This is a genomic window from Streptomyces sp. NBC_01288 (assembly GCF_035982055.1).
In the GTDB taxonomy this organism is placed as follows: Bacteria; Actinomycetota; Actinomycetes; order Streptomycetales; family Streptomycetaceae; genus Streptomyces.
Genome location: NZ_CP108427.1, coordinates 3,644,124 through 3,663,994, shown reverse-complemented (window position 1 = coordinate 3,663,994; position 19,871 = coordinate 3,644,124). Strand labels below are relative to the sequence as shown.

The window sequence follows — 19,871 nt, the reverse complement described above, 5'->3', positions numbered from 1 at the left end:
CGTGTGACCTGCGTCAAAGAATTTCGCTCCGGATTCGGTCGACCGAGGTCCGCGCGGCGGCGGAGTATCGCAGTCACATCGGCGAATTGAGTGGTTTTGCTCGCGCGCGTTGCCCAAGCGATGCCGACTGATGTTGGTCATCGGGTCCTGAGATGCGGGATAATGGCTTGGAAGCAATGTGTTCGATGCCGGTGACGCGTGTCTCATTAGGGGCCGCGCGTGCCCTCCATGGGGCCGTCGGCGACGATGAGCTGGTTTCAGGAAGGGGAACGAGCATGGCGGCCATGAAGCCGCGGACGGGCGATGGCCCGCTCGAGGTGACCAAGGAGGGGCGGGGCATCGTCATGCGCGTTCCGCTCGAAGGCGGCGGGCGGCTCGTCGTCGAGCTGACCCCTGACGAGGCCGACGCGCTGGGCGACGCCCTCAAGAAGGTCGTCGGCTGACGCGGCGGAACGCGACCATACCCCTTCAGCTGCCCCGGCACCCGAGACGGTGCCGGGGCAGCTGTCTGCCCGGAGTCCTGAGTTCGGATTTCTACGGCAGGTCCGGCGTTGGGCGCCTGTCTACCGCTTGACGGCGCACAGCAGGCCGTCGCCCACCGGGAGCAGTGACGGCACCAGCTCGGGGCTCTCGCGCACGGCGCGGAGCAACTCGCGCAGCCGTAGGACTTCGGTGGGCTGGGGGCTCGAGTCGACGGTGCGGCCGTTGGCGAAGACGCCCTCGAAGACCACCAGGCCACCCGGACGCAGCAGGCGCAACGATTCAGCGAGATAGTCCAGGAACTCCAGCCGGTCACCGTCGCAGAACACGAGGTCGTAGCCCGCGTCCGCGAGCCGGGGCAGCACGTCCAGGGCGCGGCCCGGGATGAAGCGGGCCCGGTTGCTGGCGAAGCCGCACGCGCGGAAGGCCTGACGGGCGAACTGCTGGTGGTCCGGCTCCGGGTCGACGGTGGTCAGTACCCCGTCCGGCCGCATGCCGTACAGAAGATGCATTCCGGAGACGCCGGTCCCGGTTCCGATCTCTGCCACCGCTTTCGCGTCCACGGTGGCGGCGAGCATCCGCAGCGCGGCGCCCGTGCCGGGCGACACCGAGCGCAGCCCTGCCTCGCGGGCCCGGTCACGGGCCCAGCGCAGTGCTTCGTCCTCGGCGACATAGGCGTCGGCGAACGCCCAGCTCGTCTGCCGGTTGCCGGTAATGACCCTCTCCTGTCCCCGTGGTTGCCTGGGCGTGACTGTATCCGTTGGTGCCGGGAACCTGCTGATGGGACCGGGCGTTTAGAGGGGGGAGGAAAGCACTGCGGGACGCGACCGGAGAGAAGGGCGGGGGATGACGATGGATCAGGTTGTCGAGCACGACGTCGAGCGGGACGCCGGGCAGGGCCACGGGTATCGGCTCACACCACCGCCAGGTCGGTATGAGCGTGTATCAAATTCTCGTAAAACCGCTTATCCGGAGCTAACGGGCGAGGTGGCTATGGTAGGGGCTCCACTGGACACCACCAGAGCCGACAGGGGAGGTGCGGCTGTACCTGTGGATCGGGGAGGAGTGCTCCGGCGCTTTCTCGGATCGGCGGGCAGGCCGAAATCCGTGAACGACACCGCTGCTGACCACAGCCACGCCGCTGACCATGCCCAGACCGCGACCTTCTCCACCGACGCGGACGGGCAGGCGTGGACTCCGCCCACCTGGGAGGAGATCGTCAGCACCCACAGTGGCCGCGTGTACCGGCTCGCGTACCGCCTGACGGGGAACCAGCACGACGCCGAGGACCTGACGCAAGAGGTCTTCGTCCGGGTGTTCCGTTCGCTGTCGACGTACACGCCCGGCACCTTCGAGGGCTGGCTGCACCGCATCACCACCAACCTCTTCCTGGACATGGTCCGCCGCAAGCAGCGCATCCGTTTCGACGCGCTGGGGGAGGACGCGGCCGAGCGACTGCCCAGCCGTGAGCCGTCACCCCAGCAGGTCTTCAACGACGCGCACTTCGACGCGGACGTCCAGCAGGCCCTGGACACCCTCGCCCCGGAGTTCCGGGCAGCGGTCGTCCTGTGCGACATCGAGGGTCTCTCGTACGAGGAGATCGCCGCGACCCTGGGCGTCAAGCTCGGTACGGTCCGTTCCCGGATCCACCGTGGCCGCTCCCAGCTCCGCAAGGCCCTCGCGCACCGCTCGCCGGAAGCACGGGCCGAGCGCCGTTCCTTCGTGGCGCGTGTGCCCGCGCTGGGGGGAGGGGGCGCGACCGCGTGAGTGGATCACGTCCTACGCCTGCGGAGCAGCATCTGGGAGACCGACTTTCCGCCCTGGTGGACGGGGAGCTCGGTCATGAGTCGCGCGAGCGTGTACTGGCGCATCTGGCCACCTGTACGAAGTGCAAGGTCGAGGCCGACGCGCAGCGCCGACTGAAGAACGTGTTCGCGGAAATGGCCCCACCGCCCCCTTCCGAGAGCTTCCTGGCCCGTCTCCAGGGGCTTCCCGGGGGAGGTGGCGACACGGACGGCGAGGAGCCGCCCGGCGGGGGACTGTTCGCCGCCGGGATCGGTGTCTTCGGCGTCAGAAGAGACGGCCCGCTCGACGCGTTCGAGTTCGGCTACGTCCCCGCGGGCCCGCACGCGGCCACGGCCCTGACCCCGTCCGCTCCCTCCCGGTCCGCCCGCGAGGGCTTCCGTATCCATGACGTCAGCCGGCACGACGCCGACCGCTCCGCCTCGCGCGGGATGCGGTTCGCGTTCGTCGCCGCCGGGGCGGTCTCGCTGGCCGCGATCGCGCTGGGCGGGGTGGCCACGGTCGCGCCGGGCGACACGGCCGCGGAAGCGCGGGGCGGTACGGGTGTGACACCGGCGCGTACCCAGGGCACGGGCGCGGCGGCGACCGCCGACTCCGGGCGCCGTCGTGGGGTCGGCCCCCTGCTCGCCCAGGGCACGAGCCAGCGCTCGATGCTCGGCGACACCGCGGTCCCGCCGACCTCGGTCTCCGCACCGCTCCTGCCCGGAGTGCCGTCACCCGCGGGCGTCCAGGGCGACGAGGCCATGCACACGCTCACCGCGCCGGTGATGGCCGGAGCGGCGGTCATGTCCCCCCTGATACGCCCGCTCAACGCGACCCCGCCGGTCGCCCTCACGTCGTGGTCCACGGCCCCCGAGGTCATGACCCCGGGCCTGCTCCGCACCCCGGAGCCCGACACCACCTCGTCCCCCTCCTCCACCCCCACGCCCCCCTCCCACCCCCTCCACTGACCGGCCTCTGACCAGCCCCTGCGCCACGGCCCGCGAACCTGGTTGAATCCGGGGAGTACGGGGTGGCGCGGGCTGTTGTGGGGGGACGAGGACCATGGACGAGGGGACGCCGGGACAGGGGCCTGCGAAGACGAAGTGGTGGGCTCGGAGTCGGGGTCCCGCGGTGCCTGGGGCGACGGGTGATCCGGTACCGGGTACGGCTGAGGCGAAGGGTGCTGCGCCGGGGCCTTCGGGCGATGCCGGGGTCCGTGCCCGTGAGCTCGCCATCGACGGGGATGCCGCTGCGGAAACCGAGGGCGTCGGGGATACCGACGGGGATTTCGCGTTGCGGCCGCCGGGTGCGTCGCGGGGTGAAGTGTCGCGGGGGGCTGACGCCGGGGACTTCGAGTTGCGGGCACCCGTTGAGGGGCTGAGCGGTGAAGTGGCTTCCGGTGGGGGTGACTTCGAGGTTGGGCGTCCTGTGGTGGGGGGCTTGGCCGGGGACGTGTCTGAGGAGACCGGTGGTGACGCCGAGTCGGGTCGGCCTGTGGGTGGGGCTCCAACTGGCGGTGTGGCCCCGGGTGTTGACGGTGACGTCGACTCGGGGCGTTGTGTTCCGGGATCCCCGGTCGGCGGTGCGGTTGCGGGCGTTGGCGATGACTTCGAGTTGGGGTGTCCTGTGTCGGCGTCCTCGCTCGGTGGTGTGGGCGGAGGCGGTGGCGGTGGCTCAGAGCTGGATCGGCCAGTGGCCGAGTCTGCAACTGGCCGTGCCAAAGAGGACGTTGGCGTCCCGCTGGGCCACCCGGTCTCGGGGTCCCAGTCCGGCGGCGCGGTCGTAGACGCCGGTGGTGACTTCGAGCTGAGCCGCCCCGAGTCGGGTTCCCCGGCCGGTGGCGTGGCCGTAGACGCCAGCGGTGTTTCCGAGCTGGACCACCCCGGGTCGGCCACTCCGGCCGGGGCCGCGTCCGTAGGCGCCGGTGCTGACTTCGAACCGGAACCACCTTCCGTGCCCGAACCCCCGACGACCCCCGGCGCGGTCCTCCCGCCCACCGACCGGCCCAAGCCCCTGCACGACCCCGACCCCTACAGCACCCCGCCGTACGGCGAGCCGGGGCCCTGGGCGCTCGCGCCGCCCGTTCGGCACCCGGCGGTCACCTCTGCGCCCGGCGCGGCTCCACAGGCCCGCACAGCAGCTCCTGGCACTCCCGTTCCGTACACCGCACCCGTGCCTTCTGGCACTGCTGCACCGCTCTTCGTCGACGCCGCGCCTCCCGGCATCCCCGCAGCGCACACCGCCGACGCCTCCGCTCCCAGCGTCTCCGCGCCCTCCGTCACAACCCCGGCGTCCTTTGCCGCCCCCGTACCGCCTTTCACCGATACCGCGGCTCCCGGCACCTCTGCGCCCGCGCTTGGCGCCGACGCCTCTGCTCCCGGTGCTTCCGCGCACCCCGTCACAACCCCGGCGGCTTTTGCTGCCCCTGCACCGTCCTTCACCGATGCCGCGGCTCCCGGCACCTCTGCGCCCGCGCTTGGCGCCGACGCCTCAGCCCCCGGTACCTCCACACCCCCGGCGCCTCTCGCTCCCCCCGCACCGCCCCTCGCCGAAACCTCAGCCACCGCCCCCCTCGCCTCGCCAGACCTCGCCCGAACCCCTGTTGTCCCGAACCAGGCCCCCGCCCCCGTCCTGGACCCTTCACCCACGCCCACCCCGGAACCCGCCCCCACTCCACCCAGCAACCCCTGGCACCGCTACGACCCCTGGGCCACCCCCGCCCCCCTCCAGCAAACAGGCGCCCCGACCCTGACCCCCGACCAGCGCCGCACCCGCACCCGGAAACTCCTCGCCGCCTCGGCGCTCGCCCTGGCTCTCCTCTCCGGCGGTGTCGGTGGCGTCGTAGGGGCGCGTCTGGAGCGGGACGGGATCGGTGGGGATGTCGTGTTGCCGCAGGCCGGTAAGGAAGACGCTCAGCCTGCGCCCGGCAGCGTTGCCGGGATTGCCGCCCGGGCTCTGCCCAGTGTCGTGACCCTGCATGTGACCGGGGACGAGGAGTCGGGGACCGGGACCGGGATCGTGTTGGACAGGCGGGGGCACATTCTCACCAACAACCATGTTGTCCAGCCCGCTGGTGGTGACGGGGCGATATCCGTCAGCTTCAGTGGGGGGCAGGTCGTCAAGGGCACGGTCGTCGGGCGGGACACCGGGTACGACCTTGCTGTCGTGCAGGTGAGCGGGGTGCGGGGGCTGACGCCCATGCCGCTCGGGAATTCCGACAACGTGCGGGTGGGGGACCCTGTCGTTGCGATCGGTGCGCCCTTCGATCTCGACAACACCGTGACCTCCGGGATCATCAGCGCCAAGGAGCGGCCGATCACCGCCGGGGGCGAGGCGTCGGACGGGAGTGATGTGTCGTATGTCGACGCGTTGCAGACCGACGCGCCCATCAATCCCGGGAACTCAGGGGGGCCGTTGCTCGACGCTCAGGGACGGCTGGTCGGGGTCAACTCGGCTATTCGGTCCGCCGATTACGGGGATGGGGATGGGGGCGGGGACGGGGCCGAGAGTGGGCAGGGCGGGTCCATCGGGCTCGGGTTCGCCATTCCCGTCAATCAGGCCAAGCTTGTTGCCGAGGAATTGATCAACAGCGGGAAGGCGACTCATCCCGTCATCGGTGTCACCCTCGACCTGGACTACACCGGGGACGGGGCGCGGGTCGCCACGAAGGGCGGCGGCGACGGGCCCGCCGTCACCCCGGGAGGGGCCGGTGCCAAGGCGGGGCTCAAGGCGGGCGACGTCATCACCGAGGTCGACGGGGTGCGGGTTCACTCCGGTGACGAGCTCATCGTCAGGACGCGTGCTCATCGGCCCGGCGACCAGCTGCGGCTGACTCTGCGGCGGGGCGGCAAAGACATGACCTTGTCGCTCGTCCTGGGCTCGTCGACCGGGGATTGACAGAAACGTCACAGGTGAGAGCCCCGCGCCCCGTCCCACTAGGCAAACAACCCGGAAAACCGGTGGTGTACACCCACTCGTAGCCCCCGGGACAGTACCGGTCGGGTGGGATCGCCGGGTACCGTGGACCCGGCCCGGACCACGGAAGACCCGCACAGACCACCGAGGGCCGAGGACCGAGGACATCGCAAGGAGCTTCAGGTGTTCAATGACATAGGCCCGCTAGAGCTGGTGACGATCATTGTCCTCGCCGTGCTCGTCTTCGGTCCGGACAAGCTCCCGAAGGTCATCCAGGACGTCATGCGGACGATCCGGAAGATCCGAGAGTTCTCGGAGAGCGCCAAGGCGGACATCCGCGAGGAGCTGGGCCCGGAGTTCAAGGACTTCGACTTCGAGGACCTCAACCCCAAGACGTTCCTGCGCAAGCAGCTGGACAACGACGAACTGGGGCTCAAGGAGATCCGCAACGGCTTCGACCTGAAGAAGGAGATGGCCGAGGTCACGGAGGCGGTCCAGAGCGCGGACACCCCGAGTTCCTCGCCCTCTTCGAGCGGTCGTCTCGACATGACCAAGAAGCCCGAGGACCCGGAGAAGGACGACCGCCCGCCCTTCGACGCGGACGCCACCTGAGACGTACGGAGGCCCCCTGAGCCGTACGGGGACAGTCGTCCCGCTTGCCTCCTACGTGACGCGTTTCATACCTCTCCAGCCCCTTCCACGCCTCCGTACGGCCTGAACAAGGCCCCTGTGCGCCTCGCGCGCCGGGCGCTTTCCGGGCTGCCTCGCACGAGGTGGCTATGCTGCCGAGTTGTTGTGCGGACCGGGCGAGCCGCCCGAAGGGGGGCGGGCCGCCCCGGTCCGACGAGAACGAGGAGGCGTCCGGAGCATGGAGACGACGAGTCGGGTAGGCGCGCAGGCGCCGGCCGCGGAGGGTGGACAACCACTCCCCTCCGCCCGGCGCACGGTCGACGGCTACCTGCTGGCGCCCTTCCCGTGGTACGGCCTCGACGAGGCCTTCACGGGACCGCGCTGGCTGATGCAGGTGGGCATGGCGGCGGACGGAGCCGTCGAGCACGGTTCGATCGGGCACGGCGACGAGCCCTCCGTACGCAACGAAGGCACCGAGGACAAGGAGAAGTTCGCGGTCGTCGTCACCGTCGCGGGCAACCCCGCCCGGCGCACCGCCGACGGCACGGGCCTCCTGGAGGCCACCTCGGTGTCCTCCGCGGCCTGGCTCGCCGGTGTGGGGCTGCTGTCCTTCACCTGGCCCGGCCAGATGGACCACACCCTGCGCGACGACTGGCTGGAGCAGCAGACCGAGACGGCCTGGGTCCTGGCCGACGACCTCGCCGGCGACGACTGGTCGACCCTGTCCCTCCCCGTGGACGGCGTGCCGACGCCCTTCCACTACCGCGAGTCCGAGTTCGGCTGGGTCCTCGCGGGCTCGACCCAGGAGGGCGTGCACGTGGGGGCCTACGGCAGAGGCATGAGCGCGTATGGGCTCGGCTTCGCCATGATCAAGGACATCACGACCTACGCCGCCCAGTAGCGGTGACGACGATGGGGGCGCCGTCCGGTGAGACGGCGCCCCCATCGTCGTAAGAAGATCCCTAGAACTAGAACTTGTTCCTCGGGGTGATCCCCAGCGACATGCCCGAGAGGCCTCGCTGCCGGCCGCCGAGCTTCCCCGCGATCGCGCGCAGTGCCGCCCCCGCCGGGGAGTCCGGGTCCGTCAGGACGACCGGTTTGCCCTCGTCGCCGCCCTCGCGGAGGCGGACGTCGATCGGGATGCTGCCCAACACCGGGACGCTGGCGCCCGTCGTGCGGGTCAGGCCGTCCGCCACCGACTGGCCGCCGCCCGTGCCGAAGACGTCGACCATCTCGCCGCAGTGCGGGCAGGGCAGGCCCGCCATGTTCTCGACGACGCCGACGATCTTCTGGTGGGTCTGTACGGCGATGGAGCCGGCCCGCTCGGCGACCTCGGCCGCCGCCTGCTGAGGGGTCGTCACGACCAGGATCTCGGCGTTCGGGACGAGTTGGGCGACGGAGATCGCGATGTCGCCGGTGCCCGGCGGGAGGTCGAGGAGCAGGATGTCGAGGTCGCCCCAGTACACGTCCGCCAGGAACTGCTGGAGCGCCCTGTGCAGCATCGGGCCGCGCCACACCACCGGTGCGTTGCCCGGGGTGAACATGCCGATGGAGATGACCTTCACGCCGTGTGCCGACGGCGGCATGATCATGTTCTCGACCTGGGTGGGAAGGCCGTCCGCGCCGAGCATGCGCGGCACGCTGTGGCCGTAGATGTCGGCGTCGACGACACCGACCTTCAGGCCGTCGGCGGCCATCGCGGCCGCGAGGTTCACCGTGACCGAGGACTTGCCGACGCCGCCCTTGCCGGAGGCGACCGCGTACACGCGGGTGAGGGAACCGGGCTGGGCGAAGGGGACCTCGCGCTCGGCCTTGCCACCGCGCAGGGCGGTCGCGAGTTCCTTGCGCTGCTCGTCGCTCATCACGTCCAGGGTCACGTCGACACCGGTGACGCCCTCGACACCCAGGACCGCCTCCGTCACGCGCTGCGTGATCGTCTCGCGCATGGGACAGCCGGAGACCGTCAGGTACACGGTGACCGCGACCGCTCCGTCCGCACCGATCTCCACCGACTTGACCATCCCCAGTTCGGTGATGGGTCGGTTGATCTCGGGGTCGTTCACCGTCGACAGCGCTTCACGCACCGCGTCTTCCGTAGCCATAGGGTCGATGGTACGGCGCCGCGCGGGGCCCCCGGTAAGCCCGTCACCGGTCGTCTACGTCACGTCCGTGCGACCGTTCCGCCGGGAATACGACGTGTTTGTGGTGGCCGTTCCCGCGTCCCTCCCCGCGTTCCTCCAGCTCTTTCACCAGATCCTGGAGTTCGGAGCGGATCCAGTCCCGGGTCGCCACCTCGCCGAGGCCGATGCGCAGGGCGGCGATCTCACGGGTGAGGTACTCGGTGTCGGCGATCGACCGCTCGTTCTGCTTGCGGTCCTGTTCGAGGTTGACCTTGTCGCGGTCGTCCTGCCGGTTCTGCGCGAGCAGGATCAGCGGGGCCGCGTAGGAAGCCTGGAGCGACAGCATCAACGTCAGGAAGATGAACGGGTAGTTGTCGAACCGCACGTCCCGCGGCGCGAAGATGTTCCACAGCACCCAGGCGATGATGACGACCGTCATCCAGACGATGAACCGCCCGGTGCCCAGGAACCGCGCGATCCGCTCCGAGAGCCGACCGAAGGCCTCCGGGTCGTACTCGGGCAGGAACCGGCGCCGGGGCGATCGCGGCTGGTCGAGCCGGGCCCGGGTCCGGGTGGTGGCGGTCGCGCCCGCCGGTGTCCGCTCGCGCGTGGACTCGCGCTCAGGAGTCATGAGCCGCCACCTCCTCCGCCTCTGCCGATGCCTCTGTCGAAGCGTCTGCCGATGTCTCTTCCGATGCCTGTGCCTGCGCCTCTGCCTCGTTCCCGCGGTCGCCCTCGCCCGCGTTCTCGCCCTCGTCGAGATGGAACTCGGTCTCCCGCCAGTCCTCCGGCAGCATGTGGTCCAGCACGTCGTCCACGGTCACCGCGCCGAGCAGCGACCCGGTCTCGTCGACGACGGGCGCCGCGACCATGTCGTACGTCGCGAAGAACCCGGCGATGAGCTGAAGCGTCGCGTCCGGGTCGAGCGGCTGTAGGTCGTCGTCGATGATCGCGCTGACCAGGGTGTACGGCGGGTCGCGCAGCAGCCGTTGGAAGTGGACCGTGCCGAGGTACTTGCCGGTCGGGGTGTCGTCCGGCGGGCGGCAGACGTACACCTGGGCGGCGAGCGCGGGGGAGAGGTCGGCGCTGCGGACCCGGGCGAGCGCGTCGGCGACGGTCGCGTCGGGCCGTAGGACGATCGGCTCGGTCGTCATCAAGCCGCCCGCGGTGTGCTCCTCGTACGACATCAGGCGGCGTACGTCGGCCGCTTCGGAGGGCTGCATCAGGTTCAGCAGGCGCTCCTTGTCGTCCTCGGGGAGTTCGGAGAGGAGGTCGGCCGCGTCGTCCGGGTCCATGGCCTCCAGGACGTCGGCCGCGCGCTCCTCCTTCAGCTTGCCGAGGATCTCGATCTGGTCGTCCTCGGGGAGCTCTTCGAGGACGTCGGCGAGGCGGTCGTCGTCGAGGGCGGCGGCGACCTCGGCCCGGCGCTTGGGGGAGAGATGGTGCAGGACATTGGCGAGGTCGGCGGGGCGCAGCTGCTCGAAGGTGGCCAGGAGGCTCTCCGCGCCCTGTCCCTGCTCCTCAAGGGAGAAACCGGTGACGCTGGACCAGTCCACGGTCAGCGTCTCGCCCTTGGCCCTTCTGAAGGCTCCGCCGGTGCGGCCCTTCCGTACGAAGACGCGGTCGATCTCCCAGTCCCGGCGGGCGGGGAGGTGCTGCACCGACAGGTCGAGGACGCTGACCTCCTCGCCGGTCTCGACGAGGGTGACGCGCCGGTCCAGGAGTTCGCCGAACACCAGCCGCTCGGTGGGCCGTTGCTCGAAGCGGCGGACGTTCAGCACGCCGGTGGTGATGACCTGCCCGGACTCGATGCCGGTGACGCGGGTCATCGGCAGGAAGATGCGGCGCCGGGTGGAGAGTTCGACGACGAGGCCGAGGAGCCGAGGGGGTCGCCGGCCGACGCGGAGCATGGCGACGAGGTCGCGGACGCGGCCCACCTGGTCGCCGTTCGGGTCGAAGACGGCGACGCCGGAGAGGTGCGACACGAAGACTCGGGGAGCGCCGGCTGCCATGGCCGCACCTCCTTCTTTCTTTTCTGGTCCGCCGATGGATTCTGTGGTTTCCGGATCTTCCGAAATGCCTGCTCGGACGGGCTTCAGGCTAGCCCGTCCCTATGTGATCCGCGCTGGTGGGCGGTCCGGACGGACTGGCTCCGTCGGCGCCTCGCGGCCCCGGTACGCTGCCGTACGCCATCGCCCCCCGCACGGAAGGCAACCCACCTGTGACTGCGATTCCCCAGGTCCGAAACCGTCGTGCGGCGCTGCTCGGCGCGGTCTGCGTGCTGGCCCTGACGGGGTGCGGCGGCGGGGACCCGGACGCGGGGACCAACGGGGTCGGCAAGCTGGCCGCCGACAAGATCCAGTCCAAGTCGGTGACGGCCGCGGGCGCCGCCGCCGCGGTACGGCTGTCGGGGACCGTCGTCACCAGCGGGCGGACGTACACGCTCGACATGCGGCTGAAGTCCGACGGCGGCAGCGGGTCGGTCACCTCGAAGGGGTCGACCTTCGGGCTGCTGCGGATCGGCGAGGAGCTGTACCTGAAGGCCGACGCGGACTTCTGGAACAGCAACGGGGACTCGGGCGCCGGCGACTCGCTGCACGGCAAGTACGTGAAGGTGCCGCAGGGCGACCCCTCGTACAAGAAGTTCAGTGGTTTCACGGACAAGGACGTCCTCCTCTCCAGCTTGCTGACCCTGCACGGCTCACTCGCGACGGACGGACACCACGCGCAGAACGGCGTCCGCACGATCCGCATCACCGGCGACGACGGCTCCGGCGGCACCCTCGACGTCTCCCTGGAGGGCAAGCCGTATCCGCTTCGGCTGGTCCGCGCGGGCGGCGCGGGCACCCTGACCTTCTCGGACTGGGGCAAGGGCTTCGCGGTGAAGGAACCGGCGGACGACGACACTGTCGACTACGGGAAGCAACTGCCGTCTTCTTAGCGGTAGTTGACGGCAGTTACCGGCGTTTGCGTTTCTTCAGGAGCAGGCGAGGCAGGCTCGCCGGGATCGGCTGACGGGTCGTCGCCGGGGTCGGCAGCGGGGGCTCCGCCAGCGAACCCTCCGGCAGGTCGGCCGTAGTTCCCGTCGGTTCCAGGCGCAGCACCCGGCACTCGCGGGACCAGCGGGCCGTCATCGCCTCACCGTCAGGGGCGTTGAGGCGCTTGCCCTTCAGCTCGGCGACGGTCGCCGTCCAGGCCTCGGAGTCCGGGGCCAGTTCCACGACCTTCGCCGTCCAGGTGACCAGCCGGCCGCCCTTGTCCTTGCTGCGGACGGTGACCTCGGCGGGGCCGCCGTCGGTCAGTCCCGGCAGCGGCTGTTCGCCCGGTCCGTTGCCGATCAGGCAGGCCGCGCCCTCGTGCCAGACGTGCCACAGGGCGCGGGCCGGGACGCCCGGACCGTTGACCCAGACGAGGCCGGACTTCTTCGTGGCCTCCTCGACGAGGGCCTGGTCGAGCAGCTCGCTGCTAGTCATGGCGCTCAGCCTATCCAGGCCGCTCACAGCCAGCCGTTGCGCTTCAGCGTGCGGTGGATCGCCAGACAGACCGTCACGGTGAAGGCGAGCACCGCCGGATACCCGTACCGCGCGTGCAGTTCGGGCATGTGCTCGAAGTTCATGCCGTACACGCCCGTCACCATCGTCGGTACGGCGATGATCGCGGCCCACGCGGTGATCTTCCGCATGTCCTCGTTCTGCGCGACGGACGCCTGCGCGAGGTTGGCCTGGAGGATCGAGTTGAGCAGCTCGTCGAAGCCGATGACCTGCTCGTGGACCCGGGCGAGGTGGTCGGCGACATCGCGGAAGTACTTCTGGATGTCCGGGTCGATCAGCCGCATCGGCCGCTCGCTCAGCAGCTGCATGGGACGCAGCAGCGGCGACACCGCGCGCTTGAACTCCAGTACCTCGCGCTTGAGTTGGTAGATCCGCGCCGAGTCGACACCGCGCGAGACCCCGCCCTTGCGGCCCGGGGTGAACACCTCGGTCTCGACCTCGTCGATGTCGTCCTGCACCGCGTCGGCGACCGCGACATAGCCGTCGACGACGTGGTCGGCGATCGAGTGCAGCACCGCCGAGGGACCGCGCGCGAGCAGCTCGGGGTCGTCCTGAAGCCGGTGCCGCAGCGCCCGCAGCGAACCCTGGCCGCCGTGCCGGACGGTGATGAAGAAGTCCCGCCCGGTGAAGCACATGACCTCGCCGGTCTCAACCACCTCGCTGTTGGCGGTGAGTTGGTCGTGCTCGACGTAGTGGATGGTCTTGAAGACGGTGAAGAGGGAGTCGTCGTAGCGCTCCAGCTTGGGTCGCTGGTGGGCCTGTACGGCGTCCTCGACGGCGAGCGGGTGGAGTCCGAACTCCCGGGCGATGACGGCGAATTCGGCCTCGGTCGGCTCGTGCAGGCCGATCCACACGAAACCGCCGTCCCGGCGCACCAGACGCATCGCCTCGTGCGGGGTGAGCGGCTTGCCGATGTCGACGCGGGCGCCGTCGCGGTACACGGCGCAGTCGACGACGGCCGAGGGGGTGCCGGGGTCGCGGGTCGTGTCGTACGCGCCGCCGTCCTTGCGCAGGGCGGGACGGGACGGGCGGACCACGGCACGCAGGTCGCGGATCATCGACATGGCGGGCTCCTTCGCGTCGAGCAACGAAAGGCGCCGGCGGACGGTTGGAACTGCCCGGAATGGGGACGTCCTGGGTACGGATGTTTGGCACGTCCACAAAGCGGGGAGCACCGCACCGTCGCGGTGGCGAACTTCGCTACTGATACAGGCACTGACTTCGGAACAGACAGATCGGTCGGATCGAACACACCGGACAGATCAGGCAGATCAGGAAAAAGAAACGAAGTGCTCTTCCGCGACAGTGAAGAAGTGCGAGAGGCGGCGGCAGCCGGCTGGAGGCTAGAAGCAGAGCCAGAGCGACGACATCAGCGGCCGGAAGAGCGGGTGGTACTGCCAGGCCGACTTCGGTCCATTGCAGCCCCACCTCCTCCGGCCGGTCCCCCGTGGGGGAGTGTCGACGGCGTCGGGACTTGATGCGCGACGCTTCTGCGTGCTGCCCCGAACGACCGGCCAAGACTATCAGCCGACCGATGTGTCAAGGCGCTGCTTTGCCCGGTACTGACGAGTTCTATGCTCGCCGCATGGTTGATGTTCTTGCTCTGGTCGAGGCACGGTTGCGTACCGCGCTGGGCGATCCGGACGCCCGCGCCGCGGTCACCTTCCTCGGCACGGACCGCGTCGAGGTCCTGCGTTTCCCGGGCGACAACCAGGACGGGACCGTCGTCCGCTACGCCACCCTCGGCATGTCCGCGCAGCCGATGAGCGACCCCACGGCGATGCTCGCCGACCCGGTCGCGGGCCCGCGCGCCGAGCTGGTCCTCTCCGTCCGCGGCGGCCTCGCCGACACCGACAAGGTGCTCCGGCCCCTCGCCGTGCTCGCCGCGTCCCCGCAGGTCGAGGGCGTGGTCGTGGCCCCCGGCGCCTCCCTCGACGTGGGCGAACCGCTGTGGCCCGGCGCTCCGTTCACCTCGGTACTGGTCGCCGAGCCGGGCGGCCTGGTCGAGGACCTCGAACTCGACGAGCCCCTCGACCCGGTGCGCTTCCTGCCGTTGCTCCCCATGACCCCGAACGAGGCCGCCTGGAAACGCGTCCACGGCGCGCAGGCCCTCCAGGAACGCTGGTTGACGAACGGGACGGACCTACGGGATCCCTCCCGCAGGTCCGTCCCGCTCGACTGACATCCGAGTGAGCAAGCTCACCAACGTCGGCCGGTAATCGGCTAGTTGGCGAACACCGCGACACTGTCCTCCACCGCGTGCCTCGGCTCCAGCTCCTCGGCCTCGTGCGTGAGCGCGTTCCGTCGTACGAGGACCACCAGCGCGCCCAGCGCCGCGGTGACCGCCGCGACCACGAACGGGATGTGGATGTTGCTCCACCCCTCGATCTTCGGCGCGAAGAACGGCGCGGCGGCCGCGGCGAACCAGCGGACGAAGTTGTAGCCCGCGCTCGCCACCGGGCGCGGCGCGTCCGACACACCCAGGGCCAGCTCGGTGTAGACGGTGTTGTTCACGCCGATGAAGGCGCCGGACAGGATCGTGCAGACGATGGCGGTGGTGTGGCTGCCGTAGCCGAGGACGAGCACGTCGACGGCGAGCAGCACGAGGGAACCGCCGAGCACCTTCAGGGAGCCGAACCGGGCCTGGAGTCGCGGGGCGACGAAGACCGAGAAGACGGCGAGCAGCACGCCCCAGGCGAAGAACACGGCACCCGACTTGTACGGGGTCATGTTCAGCACGAACGGGGTGAAGGCCAGCACGGTGAAGAACGTGTAGTTGTAGAAGAAGGACGAGACGGCCGCGGAGGCGAGTCCGCCGTGGCCGAGCGCCTTGAGCGGGTCGAGCAGGGACGTCTTCTGCGCGGGCTTCGGCTGTTCCTTCAGGAACACCGTGATGCACAGGAAGCCGATCGCCATCAGGAACGCGGTACCGAAGAAGGGGTAGCGCCAGCTCTGGTTGCCGAGCAGGGCGCCGAGCAGTGGGCCGCAGGCCATGCCCAGGCCGAGGGCGGACTCGTAGAGCAGGATCGCCGCGGCGCTGCCGCCGGCCGCCGCGCCGACGATGACGGCGAGGGCGGTCGATACGAAGAGCGCGTTGCCGAGGCCCCAGCCGGCCCGGAAGCCGACGAGTTCGCCGACCGAGCCCGAGGTGCCGGCGAGACCGGCGAAGACCACGACGAGGGCGAGGCCGAGCAGCAGGGTCTTCTTGCCGCCGATGCGGCTGGAGACGAAGCCGGTCACCAGCATCGCGATCGCCGTGATCAGGAAGTACGAGGTGAAGAGCAGGGAGACCTGGCTCGCCGTGGCGTCGAGGCCCTTGGCGATCGACGGCAGGATCGGGTCGACGAGTCCGATGCCCATGAAGGCGACGACCGAGGCGCCGGCGGTGGCCCAGACCGCCTTGGGCTGCCGAAGGATGCTGCCCGAGCCGGTGTCGGCTCCCTTGTCGAAGGGGTCGTCCATGCTTCCTCCCAAGTAGTTGGTATATGCACATAGTAAGTTAGGCAAGGTAATGAATGCAAGTTACATCTAGTTTCGCTCGGTGTGTGGTCCTGGTTTCGCTCCGTGAGTGGTCCCGGCCGGACGGGTGATCGTCCTTGACGTGCGCGGGTGAGGGTAGGACCGTGGGGCCCTATGAGGGGCGAACCCAGTTGCCCGAAGTGTGGTGGCCGGGTCAGGGCTCCCGGACTCTTCGCCGATTCCTGGCAGTGCGATCTCCACGGGACGGTGCATCCGCTGCAGCCCGTGATCCCGCCCAGCGTCGAGGCGCTCAGTGTCGTGGTGCACCGGACGAAGGTGCCGGTGTGGATGCCGTGGCCGTTGCCGGTCGGATGGCTGTTCACGGGCGTGGCCTGTGCGGGGGACGACCGTAGTGGGGGGCGGGCTACGGCCGTTGCGTGTTCCGGGCCGGGGCCCCTTGGGGGGATCGGGGAGTTGATCCTTGTCGCCGAGGAGCTGGGGGTCGGGCTCGGGGCGCGGTATGCGGGGATCGACGGGCCGGACCCTGGGCCCTATATGAACGTCGAGAAGCCTCCTCAGGCGAAGTTGCTCGCTGCGGGGCGGCCTACGCCGTTGTGGCATGTCTCCACGGCGCCGGATGATCGGGCGGTGTTTGCGGGGGAGGCGTTGGGGTTGTGGCTGTGGGCCGTTGTGTGGCCTGAGCAGTCGGGGTTGTTGATGTATGACGAGCTGGTGCTTACGGATTTGCGGGATGCGGGGGCCGAGGTTGATCTCGTGCCGTGTGGGGCGTTGTCGCCGCGCTTGCTTAAGCCGTAGCGCCTAGGGGGGTGCCTGGTTCTGTTGTGGGGCGGGTGCGGGTCCGTTGTGGCTGGTCGCGCCGTTCCCCGCGCCCCTTGGTTGGCTGCCCTACGCGGTGTTCATGAGGCCCCCGGGGATGCCGTTACCCTTGAGGGGTCCCTTTTTCGTACTGTCACCGGTTGGAGCTTGCGCGTGCGTATCGATCTGCACACCCACTCCATGGCCTCCGACGGTACGGACACGCCCGCTGAGCTGGTGCGGAATGCCGGGGCTGCTGGGCTGGACGTTGTCGCGCTGACCGATCACGACACCAGTCGTGGGTATGCGGAGGCGATCGAGGCGTTGCCCTCGGGGCTCACCCTTGTCACCGGGGCCGAGATGTCCTGTCGGATCGACGGGGTGTCCATGCATCTGCTGGCCTACCTCTTCGACCCGGAGGAACCTGCTCTGCTCGCCGAGCGGGAGCTGGTTCGGGACGATCGGGTGCCTCGGGCTCGGGCCATGGTGGGGCGGCTTCAGGAACTGGGTGTGCCGGTTACCTGGGAGCAGGTTGCCCGGATCGCCGGGGAAGGGTCGGTCGGGCGGCCTCATGTCGCCACCGCGTTGGTTGAGTTGGGTGTTGTGCCCACGGTGAACGACGCGTTCACGGGGGAGTGGCTCGCCGACGGTGGGCGCGCTCATGTGGCCAAGCACGAGACCGATCCGTTTGAGGCGATTCGGCTGGTGAAGGCCGCGGGGGGCGTGACCGTGTTCGCGCACCCGGGTGCCAGTAAGCGCGGGCACACCGTGCCCGAGGCCGCCATTGCCGAGATGGCTGCCGCCGGGCTCGACGGTATCGAGGTCGAGCACATGGACCATGACGCCGAGACTCGGGTGCGGTTGCGGGGGCTCGCCAAGGAGCTCGGACTGCTGGCCACCGGGTCCAGTGACTACCACGGGAGCCGGAAGAGCGTGCAGCTCGGGGAGTACACGACCGATCCCGAGGTGTACGGCGAGATCACGCGGCGCGCCACCGGGGCGTTCCCGGTGCCGGGGGCCGGCGGAGTCTGACGCCCGCCTCCGTCCGTTCGTCTCCGCTCACTCTCACCTGCAAGGCTCGTGGCTCACCCATGTTCGACGTCGCCGTCTTCGGCTCCCTCTTCCTGACCCTTTTTGTCATCATGGATCCCCCTGGGATCACCCCGATCTTCCTCGCGCTGACCTCCGGACGACCGTCCAAGGTGCAGAAGCGGATGGCCTTCCAGGCCGTGTGTGTCGCCGGTGGTGTCATCACCGTCTTCGGGCTGCTCGGGCATCAGATCCTCGACTATCTGCACGTCTCCGTGCCCGCGCTGATGATCGCGGGCGGGCTGCTGCTCCTGCTCATCGCGCTCGACCTGCTCACCGGCAAGACCGACGAGCCCAAGCAGACCAAGGACGTCAACGTCGCCCTCGTACCGCTGGGCATGCCGCTGCTCGCCGGGCCCGGTGCGATCGTGTCCGTCATCCTCGCCGTGCAGAAGGCCGACAGCGTGGCCACGCAGGTGTCGGTGTGGACCGCGATCCTCGCCATCCATGTCGTGCTGTGGGTGGTGATGCGGTACTCACTGCTGATCATCCGGGTCATCAAGGACGGCGGGGTGGTGCTGGTGACACGGCTCGCCGGGATGATGCTGTCCGCCATCGCCGTGCAGCAGATCATCAACGGGATCACCCAGGTGATCCGCGCGAGCTGAGCCCCCCGGCGCCTGGCGCAACGCAGAACCCCCGCACGGCGTCGGTGCCGTACGGGGGTTCTGAAGTGTGGTCGCGATCCGTATGAGAGTCGCGGGCTCTGTCGTAGGTATTACGTCGTCAGTGTTACGTCGTCGGTCTTGCGGTTGCGTCGTAGGTGTTGCGCGGCCTCGGTGTTACGAGGCCTTGGTCTCGGCGGGGCGGATCCACAGGCGCTGTCCTATGGCGGCAGCCTGTTGCACGATCCGATTGACGGAGGCGGCGTCCACGACGGTGCTGTCCACGGTGGTGCCGTCGACCTCGTCGAGACGCATGATTTCGAAGCGCATGGGCTTCTCCCTTCGTCTGGTCATCCTCCTGAGGAGAACTACTCGGTTACGTATGTAGTCAACGGGATGCGTGTTACAAACATTCCCTACGCTAAGGAAATTTTTCGAACGCCTAATTACTGACTGGTAAGAGATCGCCGCGAGACTGACCGGGACCGGTTGTGTTCGCAGCGTGACCGCCGGGACAATGGAGGCGATGAACGACGACCTCGCGGCCCTCAGCGCCCGCCTCGACCGCACGAACGAGCTGTTGCAGCGCATGCTCGCCGAAGTGGCGAAGACGCCCTCGACGCATGCGATCTTCGTCGACGCCGGGTATTTGTATGCAGCCGCGGGCCGGCTCGTCTCCGGGACCGAGGACCGACGCACCTTCGACCTCGACGCCGAGGGCCTCATCGAGGCGCTCATCGACAAGGCCCGCACGATCTTCGCGGACAGCCGACTGCTGCGGGTGTACTGGTACGACGGTGCCCGGCGGCGCATCCACACCTCGGAGCAGCAGACCATCGCCGAACTCCCGGACGTGAAGGTGCGGTTGGGCAACCTCAACGCCAACAACCAGCAGAAGGGCGTCGATTCACTCATCCGCTCCGACCTGGAGTCCCTCGCCCGGCACCGCGCCATCAGCGACGCGGCCCTCATCGGCGGCGACGAGGACCTCGTCTCGGCGGTCGAGGCGGCCCAAGGGTACGGCGCCCGCGTCCACTTGTGGGGCATCGAGGCGCCGGAAGGCCGTAACCAGGCGGAGCCGCTCCTCTGGGAGGTCGACAGTCAGCGCACCTTCGACCTCGACTTCTTCAAGCCGTACGTCTCCCGGCGCGCGTCCGCCGTCTACGAGGCCACCGCCACCCGGCCCACCCGCGACGACGTCCGCTTCGTCGGCGCGCAGATCGCGGCGAAGTGGCTCGCGGCGCGGGGGAGGGAAGCGCTGGTGGAGCTGCTGCCCGGGCATCCGTATCTGCCGGGGTCCGTCGACCAGGACCTGTTGGTCGAGGCGGAGGGGCTGTTGCAGTACTCCCTGCGCGGGCAGGCCGATCTGCGGCGGGCGCTGCGGGACGGGTTCTGGGAGCACTTGCAGACGCAGTACTGAC

At 69.5% G+C, this 19,871-nt stretch carries 20 protein-coding genes; 12 read left to right on the top strand and 8 right to left on the bottom strand.

What is annotated here, in order from left to right; translation table 11 throughout:
• Nucleotides 1-275 precede the first annotated feature (275 nt).
• Nucleotides 276-443 (top strand): DUF3117 domain-containing protein, encoded by a 168-nt coding sequence (locus tag OG194_RS15805; RefSeq protein WP_003966491.1) that lies wholly within the window; start codon nt 276-278, stop codon nt 441-443.
• A gap of 120 nt (nt 444-563) precedes the next feature.
• Here OG194_RS15805 and OG194_RS15800 read toward each other — a convergent pair whose 3' ends face one another.
• Nucleotides 564-1,262 carry an O-methyltransferase gene (locus tag OG194_RS15800; RefSeq protein ID WP_078622928.1) on the bottom strand — a complete coding sequence of 233 codons (699 nt, stop codon included), beginning with the start codon at nt 1,260-1,262 and terminating at the stop codon, nt 564-566.
• A gap of 283 nt (nt 1,263-1,545) precedes the next feature.
• Here OG194_RS15800 and sigE point away from each other — a divergent pair, with 283 nt between their 5' ends.
• From sigE to OG194_RS15775, 5 genes are all read left to right on the top strand, one after another.
• On the top strand, nt 1,546-2,247 hold the full coding sequence (sigE, locus tag OG194_RS15795) for an RNA polymerase sigma factor SigE (RefSeq protein WP_019072074.1): 702 nt from the start codon (nt 1,546-1,548) through the stop codon (nt 2,245-2,247).
• Nucleotides 2,244-3,233: an anti-sigma factor family protein gene (locus OG194_RS15790; RefSeq protein WP_327401481.1), complete on the top strand. Its 990-nt coding sequence runs from the start codon at nt 2,244-2,246 to the stop codon at nt 3,231-3,233. Before sigE ends, OG194_RS15790 begins: the two co-directional genes overlap by 4 nt.
• Before the next feature lie 724 nt (nt 3,234-3,957).
• Nucleotides 3,958-6,162 carry a trypsin-like peptidase domain-containing protein gene (locus OG194_RS15785; protein WP_442811565.1) on the top strand — a complete coding sequence of 735 codons (2,205 nt, stop codon included), beginning with the start codon at nt 3,958-3,960 and terminating at the stop codon, nt 6,160-6,162.
• 201 nt (nt 6,163-6,363) lie between these two features.
• Entirely contained in the window at nt 6,364-6,792 is a 429-nt protein-coding gene (locus tag OG194_RS15780) for a sec-independent translocase (protein ID WP_327401480.1), read from the top strand.
• Between the two features lie 256 nt (nt 6,793-7,048).
• Nucleotides 7,049-7,711, top strand: a complete 663-nt coding sequence (locus OG194_RS15775) for a hypothetical protein (RefSeq protein ID WP_327401479.1) — start codon at nt 7,049-7,051, stop codon at nt 7,709-7,711.
• A gap of 67 nt (nt 7,712-7,778) precedes the next feature.
• On the opposite strand, the gene OG194_RS15770 is transcribed toward OG194_RS15775, so the two are convergent.
• Genes OG194_RS15770 through OG194_RS15760 form a run of 3 tightly spaced genes read right to left on the bottom strand, consistent with a single transcriptional unit; the run spans nt 7,779 to nt 10,942 of the window.
• A complete protein-coding gene (locus OG194_RS15770) occupies nt 7,779-8,912 on the bottom strand; it encodes an Mrp/NBP35 family ATP-binding protein (RefSeq protein ID WP_327401478.1) in 1,134 nt (377 codons plus the stop codon).
• Nucleotides 8,913-8,955: 43 nt separating this feature from the next.
• Nucleotides 8,956-9,561 (bottom strand): DUF1003 domain-containing protein, encoded by a 606-nt coding sequence (locus OG194_RS15765; protein ID WP_327401477.1) that lies wholly within the window; start codon nt 9,559-9,561, stop codon nt 8,956-8,958.
• Nucleotides 9,551-10,942 carry a magnesium transporter MgtE N-terminal domain-containing protein gene (locus tag OG194_RS15760; protein ID WP_327401476.1) on the bottom strand — a complete coding sequence of 464 codons (1,392 nt, stop codon included), beginning with the start codon at nt 10,940-10,942 and terminating at the stop codon, nt 9,551-9,553. The genes OG194_RS15765 and OG194_RS15760 overlap by 11 nt, the downstream gene beginning before the upstream one ends.
• Before the next feature lie 209 nt (nt 10,943-11,151).
• On the opposite strand from OG194_RS15760, the gene OG194_RS15755 reads away from it, so the two are divergent.
• Nucleotides 11,152-11,871 carry a hypothetical protein gene (locus OG194_RS15755; RefSeq protein ID WP_327401475.1) on the top strand — a complete coding sequence of 240 codons (720 nt, stop codon included), beginning with the start codon at nt 11,152-11,154 and terminating at the stop codon, nt 11,869-11,871.
• A 16-nt stretch (nt 11,872-11,887) separates the two neighbouring features.
• Here the strand turns inward: OG194_RS15755 and OG194_RS15750 are convergent, their stop codons facing one another.
• On the bottom strand, nt 11,888-12,403 hold the full coding sequence (locus tag OG194_RS15750) for a hypothetical protein (protein WP_327401474.1): 516 nt from the start codon (nt 12,401-12,403) through the stop codon (nt 11,888-11,890).
• A gap of 23 nt (nt 12,404-12,426) precedes the next feature.
• A complete protein-coding gene (locus OG194_RS15745) occupies nt 12,427-13,545 on the bottom strand; it encodes a magnesium and cobalt transport protein CorA (RefSeq protein ID WP_327401473.1) in 1,119 nt (372 codons plus the stop codon).
• Between the two features lie 521 nt (nt 13,546-14,066).
• On the opposite strand from OG194_RS15745, the gene OG194_RS15740 reads away from it, so the two are divergent.
• The gene (locus OG194_RS15740; RefSeq protein WP_327401472.1) at nt 14,067-14,663 is read left to right on the top strand and encodes a suppressor of fused domain protein; all 597 of its coding nucleotides are present in this window, start codon (nt 14,067-14,069) and stop codon (nt 14,661-14,663) included.
• A gap of 41 nt (nt 14,664-14,704) precedes the next feature.
• Here the strand turns inward: OG194_RS15740 and OG194_RS15735 are convergent, their stop codons facing one another.
• The gene (locus tag OG194_RS15735) at nt 14,705-15,943 is read right to left on the bottom strand and encodes an MFS transporter (RefSeq protein WP_327401471.1); all 1,239 of its coding nucleotides are present in this window, start codon (nt 15,941-15,943) and stop codon (nt 14,705-14,707) included.
• A gap of 171 nt (nt 15,944-16,114) precedes the next feature.
• On the opposite strand from OG194_RS15735, the gene OG194_RS15730 reads away from it, so the two are divergent.
• The 3 genes from OG194_RS15730 (at nt 16,115) to OG194_RS15720 (ending at nt 18,453) form a co-directional block, all read left to right on the top strand.
• Nucleotides 16,115-16,756 (top strand): DUF6758 family protein, encoded by a 642-nt coding sequence (locus OG194_RS15730; RefSeq protein ID WP_327401470.1) that lies wholly within the window; start codon nt 16,115-16,117, stop codon nt 16,754-16,756.
• Nucleotides 16,757-16,930: 174 nt separating this feature from the next.
• Nucleotides 16,931-17,788: a PHP domain-containing protein gene (locus OG194_RS15725; RefSeq protein WP_327401469.1), complete on the top strand. Its 858-nt coding sequence runs from the start codon at nt 16,931-16,933 to the stop codon at nt 17,786-17,788.
• Nucleotides 17,789-17,847: 59 nt separating this feature from the next.
• Nucleotides 17,848-18,453 (top strand): MarC family protein, encoded by a 606-nt coding sequence (locus OG194_RS15720; protein ID WP_043674666.1) that lies wholly within the window; start codon nt 17,848-17,850, stop codon nt 18,451-18,453.
• A gap of 174 nt (nt 18,454-18,627) precedes the next feature.
• On the opposite strand, the gene OG194_RS15715 is transcribed toward OG194_RS15720, so the two are convergent.
• Nucleotides 18,628-18,780 carry a hypothetical protein gene (locus OG194_RS15715; protein ID WP_019058373.1) on the bottom strand — a complete coding sequence of 51 codons (153 nt, stop codon included), beginning with the start codon at nt 18,778-18,780 and terminating at the stop codon, nt 18,628-18,630.
• A 196-nt stretch (nt 18,781-18,976) separates the two neighbouring features.
• On the opposite strand from OG194_RS15715, the gene OG194_RS15710 reads away from it, so the two are divergent.
• The gene (locus OG194_RS15710; RefSeq protein WP_327401468.1) at nt 18,977-19,870 is read left to right on the top strand and encodes an NYN domain-containing protein; all 894 of its coding nucleotides are present in this window, start codon (nt 18,977-18,979) and stop codon (nt 19,868-19,870) included.
• Nucleotide 19,871: the final 1 nt, after the last annotated feature.

Bases quoted from the DNA above. Each gene is read 5' to 3' on its own strand.
- OG194_RS15765 (WP_327401477.1), bottom strand. From the start codon at position 9,561: ATGACTCCTGAGCGCGAGTCCACGCGCGAGCGGACACCGGCGGGCGCG.
- OG194_RS15720 (WP_043674666.1), top strand. From the start codon at position 17,848: ATGTTCGACGTCGCCGTCTTCGGCTCCCTCTTCCTGACCCTTTTTGTC.
- OG194_RS15730 (WP_327401470.1), top strand. From the start codon at position 16,115: ATGAGGGGCGAACCCAGTTGCCCGAAGTGTGGTGGCCGGGTCAGGGCT.
- OG194_RS15735 (WP_327401471.1), bottom strand. From the start codon at position 15,943: ATGGACGACCCCTTCGACAAGGGAGCCGACACCGGCTCGGGCAGCATC.
- OG194_RS15750 (WP_327401474.1), bottom strand. From the start codon at position 12,403: ATGACTAGCAGCGAGCTGCTCGACCAGGCCCTCGTCGAGGAGGCCACG.
- OG194_RS15760 (WP_327401476.1), bottom strand. From the start codon at position 10,942: ATGGCAGCCGGCGCTCCCCGAGTCTTCGTGTCGCACCTCTCCGGCGTC.
- OG194_RS15710 (WP_327401468.1), top strand. From the start codon at position 18,977: ATGAACGACGACCTCGCGGCCCTCAGCGCCCGCCTCGACCGCACGAAC.
- OG194_RS15715 (WP_019058373.1), bottom strand. From the start codon at position 18,780: ATGCGCTTCGAAATCATGCGTCTCGACGAGGTCGACGGCACCACCGTG.
- OG194_RS15775 (WP_327401479.1), top strand. From the start codon at position 7,049: ATGGAGACGACGAGTCGGGTAGGCGCGCAGGCGCCGGCCGCGGAGGGT.
- OG194_RS15770 (WP_327401478.1), bottom strand. From the start codon at position 8,912: ATGGCTACGGAAGACGCGGTGCGTGAAGCGCTGTCGACGGTGAACGAC.
- OG194_RS15740 (WP_327401472.1), top strand. From the start codon at position 14,067: ATGGTTGATGTTCTTGCTCTGGTCGAGGCACGGTTGCGTACCGCGCTG.
- OG194_RS15745 (WP_327401473.1), bottom strand. From the start codon at position 13,545: ATGTCGATGATCCGCGACCTGCGTGCCGTGGTCCGCCCGTCCCGTCCC.
- OG194_RS15805 (WP_003966491.1), top strand. From the start codon at position 276: ATGGCGGCCATGAAGCCGCGGACGGGCGATGGCCCGCTCGAGGTGACC.